The sequence below is a fragment of the Micromonospora hortensis genome (assembly GCF_022230935.1).
GTDB lineage: Bacteria > Actinomycetota > Actinomycetes > Mycobacteriales > Micromonosporaceae > Micromonospora > Micromonospora hortensis.
On record NZ_JAKKFE010000033.1, the window covers coordinates 399,305 to 406,791 of the forward strand.

A 7,487-nucleotide genomic window follows, 5' to 3' on the forward strand; every position below is an offset into this window, starting at 1 on the left:
CACCACCCCTGAGGCCCTTGGGCGTAGCTCCTTCTCATTCGCAGGAGGCACAGATGTCCCGTCCCCAATCCCAAGCCGAGTACCTGGCTCGGCTCGTACCGCCCTCAGTCGCCGGCATCAACCGACGATCGTTGCTGGCCGGCGCGGCCGGTACGGGCGCGCTGCTCGGCACCGGCCTGCTCGCCGGCTGCGGCGACGACTCCGGCTCCGGGGGGTCCAGCAAGGACGTGTCGCTCGGCTCGAACCAGTCGGACCCGAAGCCGAAGGACGTCCTGGTCAAGGTCACCGACGGCTTCAAGACCTCGTCCGGCGTGCAGGTGGCGGTCAATACGGTCGACCACAACACGTTCCAGGAGAACATCAACAATTACCTGCAGGGCAAACCGGACGACGTGTTCACCTGGTTCGCCGGCTACCGGATGCGCTTCTTCGCGCAAAAGGGCCTGGCCAGCGACATCAGTGACGTGTGGAGCAAGCTCTCCGGCTACTCCGACGCCTTCAAGAAGGCATCCACCGGCGACGACGGCAAACAGTACTTCGTACCGGCGTCCTACTACCCCTGGGCGATGTTCTACCGCAAGTCGGTCTGGCAGCAGTACGGCTACCAGGTGCCCACCACCCTGGACCAGCTCACCGCTCTCGGCGCGCAGATGAAGAGGGACGGCCTCATCCCCATCGCCTTCGCCGACAAGGACGGCTGGCCGGCGATGGGCACCTTCGACATCCTCAACCTGCGCATCAACGGCTACCAGTTCCACGTCGACCTGATGGCCGGCAAGGAGGCCTGGACCTCCGACAAGGTCAAGAAGGTCTTCGACACCTGGGCCGGCCTACTCCCCCTGCACCAGCCCGACAGCCTCGGCCGCACCTGGCAGGAGGCCGCGCAGTCGTTGCAGCAGAAGAAGAGCGGCATGTACATGCTCGGCCTCTTCGTCGGTCAGCAGTTCAGCAACGAGGAGCAGAGCGACCTCGACTTCTTCACCTTCCCCGAGATCGACCCGGCCATCGGCGCCAAGGCGCTGGACGCTCCGATCGACGGCTACATGATGGCCCGCAAGCCCAAGAACGAGGACAACGCGCGCAAGCTGCTGGAGTACTTCGGCGGCAAGGACGCCGGCGACATCACCGTCAAGAACGACCCGGCCACCCTGGTCGCCAACACCAGCGCGGACGTCAGCGGCTACACCGCCCTGCAGAAGAAGGCCGCCGAACTGGTCGGGTCGGCCACCGAGATCGCCCAGTTCCTCGACCGGGACACCCGGCCGGACTTCGCCTCCACGGTGATGATCCCGGCGATCCAGCAGTTCATCAAGAGCCCCAAGGACATCGACGGCCTGACCTCGTCCATCGAGAACCAGAAGAAGTCGATCTTCACTGACTGACGGCGGAAGGGGGAGGACATCGTGTCCGACCTGCCCCTGATCCAAGCGGATCGCGCCGTGCCGCCGCCGGCCACGACCACCTCCACCGGTGGTCGTCGTCGGCGGCTACGGCTCCTGTCCCGCACCGACCGCGTGGTCATCACGCTGATGGTGCTCGTCCCGCTGCTGCTCGTCACCGGGTTCGTCTGGATGCCGGCGGCGGCCACCGTGCTGCTCTCCGGCACCAACTGGGACGGCATCGGCCCCCTCAACGAGATCGAGTTCGTCGGCGCTCGCAACTACAGCGACGTGGTGAACATCTACCCGCCGTTCGTGCCGGCGGTCCAGCACAACCTGCTCTGGCTGGCGGCGCTGTTCGTGGTCGCCACCCCGTTCGGCATGTTCCTGGCCGTGCTGTTGGACAAGGAGTTGCGCGGCAGCCGCTTCTACCAGACCGCGCTCTACCTGCCGGTGGTGCTCTCGCTGGCGCTGATCGGCTTCGTCTGGCAGCTGCTCTACTCCCGGGACCAAGGGCTGATCAACGCCGTCTTCGGCAGCAGCATCGACTGGTACGGCGACTCGAACGTCAACATCTGGGCGGTGATGGTCGCCTCCGGGTGGCGACACGTCGGGTACATCATGCTGCTCTACCTGGCCGGCCTGAAGGGCGTCGATCCGTCGCTGCGCGAGGCCGCCGCGGTCGACGGCGCCTCGGAGAGCCGGGCGTTCTTCCGGGTCGTGTTCCCGGTCATGCGGCCCATCAACATCATCGTGCTGGTGGTGACAGTGATCGAGTCGCTGCGCGCGTTCGACCTGGTCTGGGTGGTCAACAAGGGCCGCAACGGGCTGGAGCTGATCTCCGCGCTGGTCACCCAGAACGTGGTGGGTGAGGCGAGCCGGATCGGCTTCGGCTCGGCACTGGCAACGATCATGCTGGTCGTCTCGCTGGTCTTCATCACCATCTACCTGGCGACCGTGATGAGGGAGAACCGGGAATGAGCGTGGACACTCCGGTTCGTCGGCGCAAGCTGACCCCGTTACGGATCCTGCTGCACGGCTTCCTCATCGTCGTCTCGCTGGCCTGGCTCTTCCCGATCGCCTGGGCGGTGCTGACCTCGCTGCGCTCGTACGACTACACCGCCGCGAACGGCTACGTCTCGTTCGGCGGCTGGACCTTCGACAACTACCTCACCGCCTGGCGGACGGCGGAGTTCGGGCAGCACTTCCTCAACTCGGTGTACATCACCGTGCCGGCGGTGCTGCTGACCCTCTTCCTCGCCTCCTGCGTGGCGTTCGTCATCGCCCGGTTCAGTTGGAAGCTCAACCTCGTCCTGCTCGGGATCTTCACAGCGGCCAACCTGCTGCCCCAGCAGGCGCTGCTCATCCCGCTGTTCCGGCTGTTCACCGAGGTGCCGCTGCCGGAGTTCATGAGTGACTCGGAGCTGCTCTACGACAGCTACTGGGGCCTGATCCTGATCAACGTGGCCTTCCAGTGCGGCTTCTGTGTCTTCGTGCTGAGCAACTACATGAAGGCGCTGCCCCGTGACCTGTACGAGGCGGCGATGGTCGACGGGGCGAGCATCTGGCGACAGTACTGGCAGGTCACCATGCCGCTGTGCCGGCCGGCCCTGGCCGCGCTGGCGACGTTGGAGGTGACCTGGATCTACAACGAGTTCTTCTGGGCCACCGTCCTCATGCGTACCGGCGACAAGTTCCCGGTGACCAGTTCGCTCAACAACCTGCGCGGTGAGTTCTTCACCGACAACAACCTGGTCTCGGCGGGCAGCGTGCTCGTCGCGATCCCCACCCTGGTGATCTTCTTTATGCTCCAGCGGCACTTCGTTCGGGGCCTGACCTTGGGAGCCTCCAAAGGATGACCATCCTGCACCTGCGCCGCGCGCGGACCAGCCTGGTGCTCGACGCGCGCGGCCCGGGGCTGCCCCGGGTCGTGCACTGGGGTGGCGACGTCGGCGACCTCGACGACGACGGCCTGCGCCAGCTCACCGACGCGACAGTACCGCCGGTGGTGCCGAGCAGCTTCGACGAGCCGACAGTGCTGTCAGTGCTGCCGGAGGCGAGCGCCGGCTGGAGTGGACGGCCCGGCCTGGCCGGGCACCGCGACGGGGCCGCCTGGTCCACGGCGTTCCGGTTGGACGGTCTCGACGTCGACCAGCCCGCCGACGGTCCGGCGCGGGTGACCGTCCGGGCGTCGGACCCGGCCGCCGCGCTGACAGTGACCATCGAGATCACGCTCGACCCGTACGGCCTGCTGACCGTTCGGCACCGCCTGCGTAACGACGGCGACAGCGCGTACGAGCTGCGGGAGCTGACGCCGGTGCTGCCGGTGCCGGCGGTCGCCACCGAACTGCTCGATCTGACCGGCCGGTGGTGTCGGGAACGGTCCCCGCAGCGGCACCCGTGGCAGCACGGCGCCTGGGTCCGCGAGGGCCGGCACGGCCGCACCGGGCACGACGCCACTCTGCTGCTGGTGGCCGGCACCGCCGGGTTCGGCTTCGGCCACGGCGAGGTCTGGGCGGTGCACACCGCCTGGAGCGGCGACCACGTCACCTTCGCCGAACGTCGACCCACCGGCGAGTCCACCCTCGGTGGCGGCGAGCTGCTGGCCCCCGGCGAGATCCGGCTCGGCCCCGGCGAGTCGTACGAGTCTCCCCTGCTCTACGCGGTCTGGTCCGACGCCGGGCTAGACGGGCTCAGCGACGTGCTGCACACCCACCTGCGGGCCCGCCCGGGGCACCCGCGCTCCCCCCGCCCGGTGACCCTCAACGTCTGGGAGGCGGTCTACTTCGACCACGACCTGGACCGGCTGCGGGCGCTCGCCGACCGGGCCGCGCAGATCGGCGTGGAGCGGTTCGTGCTCGACGACGGCTGGTTCCGGGGCCGGCGCGACGACACCGCCGGGCTCGGCGACTGGTACGTCGACGACGGCGTCTGGCCGGACGGCCTGCAACCGCTGATCGAGCACGTCACCGGCCAGGGCCTCCAGTTCGGCCTCTGGGTCGAGCCGGAGATGGTCAACCCCGACTCGGACGTGTTCCGCGCGCACCCCGACTGGGTGCTCGCCGTGCCGGGGCGGCTACCGCCGGCCTGGCGTCACCAGCAGGTGCTCGACCTGGGCCGCCCCGAGGCGTACGACCACGTGCTGGAACGTCTCGACACGCTGCTCACCGACCACCCCGGCATCCGGTACCTCAAGTGGGACCAGAACCGCGACCTCACCGAGGCCGGGCACCACGGCCGCCCCGGGGTGCACGGGCAGACAGTGGCGGTCTACCGGCTGTTCGACGAGCTGCGCGGTCGGCACCCGGGTGTGGAGATCGAGAGCTGCTCGTCCGGCGGGGCCCGGGTGGACCTGGCCATCCTGGCGCGCACCGACCGGGTCTGGGCCAGCGACTGCAACGACGCCCTGGAGCGGCTCAGCATCCAGCGCTGGACGGGGTTGTTGCTGCCACCGGAGCTGATCGGCACCCACGTCGGCCCGGAACGCTCGCACACCACCAACCGCGTACACGATCTGGGTTTCCGGGCGGCGACGGCGCTCTTCGGCCACCACGGCATCGAGTGGGACATCGCGTCGATCAGCGCCGCCGAGCAGACCGAGCTGGCCGCCTGGGTGGCGCTGCACAAGCGGCTGCGCCCGCTGCTGCACGCTGGTCGGGTGGTCCGGGTCGATCACCCGGACCCGGCCGTCTGGGCGCACGGCGTGGTCGATCACGACAACACCCGAGCGGTGTACGCGGTGGCCCGGCTGGCCACCTCGGTGACGCAGGTGCCCGGCGCAGTGCGGCTGCCCGGTCTCGCCCCGGGGCGGCGGTACCGGATGCGACAGGTGTCGGGCGTACCGGCTCCGGCGAGCATCGACCTGTCCCCGCCCACCTGGCTGGCGGGTGGTCTCACCCTCAGCGGGGCGGCGCTGGCCCGCGTGGGTGTGCAGCTGCCCGCGCTGCACCCGGAGCAGAGCCTGGTGCTGGAGGTCGACGCCGTCGACTGAAAAGATTCTGGAGAATCCTCGGCCGGGGTGTCGAGAACGGCCGGGCCTGCTTCTACCTCACTGTGAGAGCACCGACGACGGTGCGCAGGCGTGAGGAGCCAACCATGAAGTACATGCTGCTGATGCAGTTCAGCGCCACCGGGACCGACTTCCCGAGCATCGACACCTGGACCCAGGACGAGGTCCGGGCGCACGTCGCGTTCATGGGCGAGGTCAACGCCAAGCTCACCGCCGCCGGCGAGTGGGTCGACGGGCAGGGCCTCGGCGGCCCGCAGCAGGCCCGGATCGTCCGCGCCGGTGAGGGCGGGGCGCCGGTGGTCACCGAGGGGCCGTTCGCCGAGACGAAGGAGTTCCTGGCCGGCTTCTGGATCGTCGACTGCGAGAGCCCGCAGCGGGCCGTGGAGCTGGCCGCGCAGATCTCCACGGCGCCCGGCCCCGGCGGCCGACCGCTGAACATGCCGATCGAGGTGCACCCGGTGATGTCCGCGCCGGCACAGGAGCTGTGAGGGCTGAACACCGATCCCCGCATCGAGGACCTGCTGCGCGAGTTGGCGCCGCAGGTCCTCGGCGTGCTCAGCCGTCGCTTCGGTGACTTCGCCACAGCGGAGGACGCTGTGCAGGAGGCACTGCTGGGCGCCGCCACCCAGTGGCCGACCAAGGGGCTACCGGCGAACCCCCGTGGCTGGCTGATCCAGGTCGGCTACCGGCGGATGATCGAGCTGGTCCGCGGTGAGCAGGCCAGACGCCGCCGGGAGGACCTGGTCGCCCGCCAGGATCCGGACGACCAGCGGTACGCGTCGGCCCCGGACGAGGAGTTGACCGCCGAGCGGGACGACACGCTGGTCCTGCTCTTCCTCTGCTGCCACCCGGCGCTCGCGCCGACGGCGGCGGTGGCACTGACCCTGCGCGCCGTCGGTGGGTTGAGCACCGCCGAGATCGCCCGCGCATTCCTGGTGCCCGAGGCGACGATGGCGCAGCGGATCAGCCGGGCCAAGCAGCGCATCCGGGCGTCCGGGCTGCCGTTCCGGATGCCCGAGCCGGCGGAGCGGGCGGACCGGTTGGTCGCCGTACGACAGGTGCTCTACCTGGTCTTCACCGAGGGGCACACCAGCACCACCGGCCCGGACCTGCGCCGCGTCGACCTCGCGGCGGAGGCGATCCGGCTGACCCGCGCGCTGCACACGCTGCTGCCGAACGACAGCGAATCGGCCGGACTGCTGGCGTTGATGCTGCTCACCGAGGCACGCGGGCCGGCGCGGACCGGGCCCTCCGGTGAGCTGATCTCACTGGCCGATCAGGACCGCAGCCGCTGGGACGCGACGGCGATCGCCGAGGGCGTCGCCCTGGTCACCCGGGCCCTGCCACGCGGGCCGGTCGGTCCGTACCAGATACAGGCCGCCATCGCCGCCCTGCACGACGAGGCACCGAGCACCGAGCAGACCGACTGGTCGCAGATCCTGGCGCTCTACGAGGTGCTGGAACGCCTGGTCGGCAGCCCGGTGGTGGCCCTCAACCGGGCCGTGGCGACGGCCATGATGCACGGACCGGCCGCCGGCCTGGCCGCCCTCGACGCGTTGGCCCACGACCCGCAGTTGGCCGGAAACCACCGGCTGACCGCCGCCCGCGCCCACCTGCACGAGATGGCCGGTCACCAGGCCCAGGCGATCGTCGACTACCGCGTCGCCGCCGCCCGCACGAGCAGCCGCCCCGAGCAGCTCTACCTGACCATGCGAGCTGCCCGACTGGCCGCCGAGCCCGTAGATCTCCCGTGACGAAAGAGATCAACTGCTAGTCCCGCGCGGCGCGACCCCGGCAGCTTCACCCGCCACAGCGGGCAATCTTGGACAGTTTCCGTTAGCTCGGCGGGCCCGCGGAACGGAAAGTGTCCAAGATCTACCCTGCCAGCCCCACTCCGTCGCCTCTACCGGGGCGACAGCGCGCGGAACCGGCGGCACAGCCGAGGGCGGCGGTACTGCCCGCAGCGGCGGCGCGGGTGTCGGTGGGTGGTGGGTGGGTGTGTGTTCTGGGCCCTTTGGAGCTGATGCTGTAAACGATTCATCCACCAGGCCGGGAGCGGGGCGCGGAGCGCGGGGCGCGGGCGCGGAGCGCGGGGCGCG

General features: G+C 69.8%; 6 protein-coding genes. All 6 read left to right on the forward strand.

Features of this window, described 5'->3' with window-relative positions; translation table 11 throughout:
* The first annotated feature begins 53 nt into the window (after positions 1–53).
* The 6 genes from NIE111_RS24000 (at position 54) to NIE111_RS24025 (ending at position 7,142) form a co-directional block, all read left to right on the forward strand.
* On the forward strand, positions 54–1,382 hold the full coding sequence (locus NIE111_RS24000; protein WP_238686594.1) for an ABC transporter substrate-binding protein: 1,329 nt from the start codon (positions 54–56) through the stop codon (positions 1,380–1,382).
* Positions 1,383–1,403: 21 nt separating this feature from the next.
* Complete coding sequence (locus tag NIE111_RS24005) at positions 1,404–2,360, forward strand: carbohydrate ABC transporter permease (protein WP_238686595.1); 957 nt, start codon at positions 1,404–1,406, stop codon at positions 2,358–2,360.
* On the forward strand, positions 2,357–3,238 hold the full coding sequence (locus tag NIE111_RS24010) for a carbohydrate ABC transporter permease (protein WP_238686596.1): 882 nt from the start codon (positions 2,357–2,359) through the stop codon (positions 3,236–3,238). Before NIE111_RS24005 ends, NIE111_RS24010 begins: the two co-directional genes overlap by 4 nt.
* On the forward strand, positions 3,235–5,370 hold the full coding sequence (locus NIE111_RS24015) for an alpha-galactosidase (protein WP_238686597.1): 2,136 nt from the start codon (positions 3,235–3,237) through the stop codon (positions 5,368–5,370). Before NIE111_RS24010 ends, NIE111_RS24015 begins: the two co-directional genes overlap by 4 nt.
* 104 nt (positions 5,371–5,474) lie before the next feature.
* Positions 5,475–5,876, forward strand: coding sequence for a YciI family protein (locus NIE111_RS24020; RefSeq protein WP_238686598.1), 402 nt, complete (start codon positions 5,475–5,477; stop codon positions 5,874–5,876).
* A 63-nt stretch (positions 5,877–5,939) separates the two neighbouring features.
* Positions 5,940–7,142 carry an RNA polymerase sigma factor gene (locus NIE111_RS24025; protein ID WP_238686599.1) on the forward strand — a complete coding sequence of 401 codons (1,203 nt, stop codon included), beginning with the start codon at positions 5,940–5,942 and terminating at the stop codon, positions 7,140–7,142.
* Positions 7,143–7,487 lie beyond the last annotated feature (345 nt).

Coding starts and splice junctions, on each gene's coding strand:
- NIE111_RS24000 (WP_238686594.1), top strand. CDS start 54: ATGTCCCGTCCCCAATCCCAAGCCGAGTACCTGGCTCGGCTCGTACCG.
- NIE111_RS24010 (WP_238686596.1), top strand. CDS start 2,357: ATGAGCGTGGACACTCCGGTTCGTCGGCGCAAGCTGACCCCGTTACGG.
- NIE111_RS24015 (WP_238686597.1), top strand. CDS start 3,235: ATGACCATCCTGCACCTGCGCCGCGCGCGGACCAGCCTGGTGCTCGAC.
- NIE111_RS24020 (WP_238686598.1), top strand. CDS start 5,475: ATGAAGTACATGCTGCTGATGCAGTTCAGCGCCACCGGGACCGACTTC.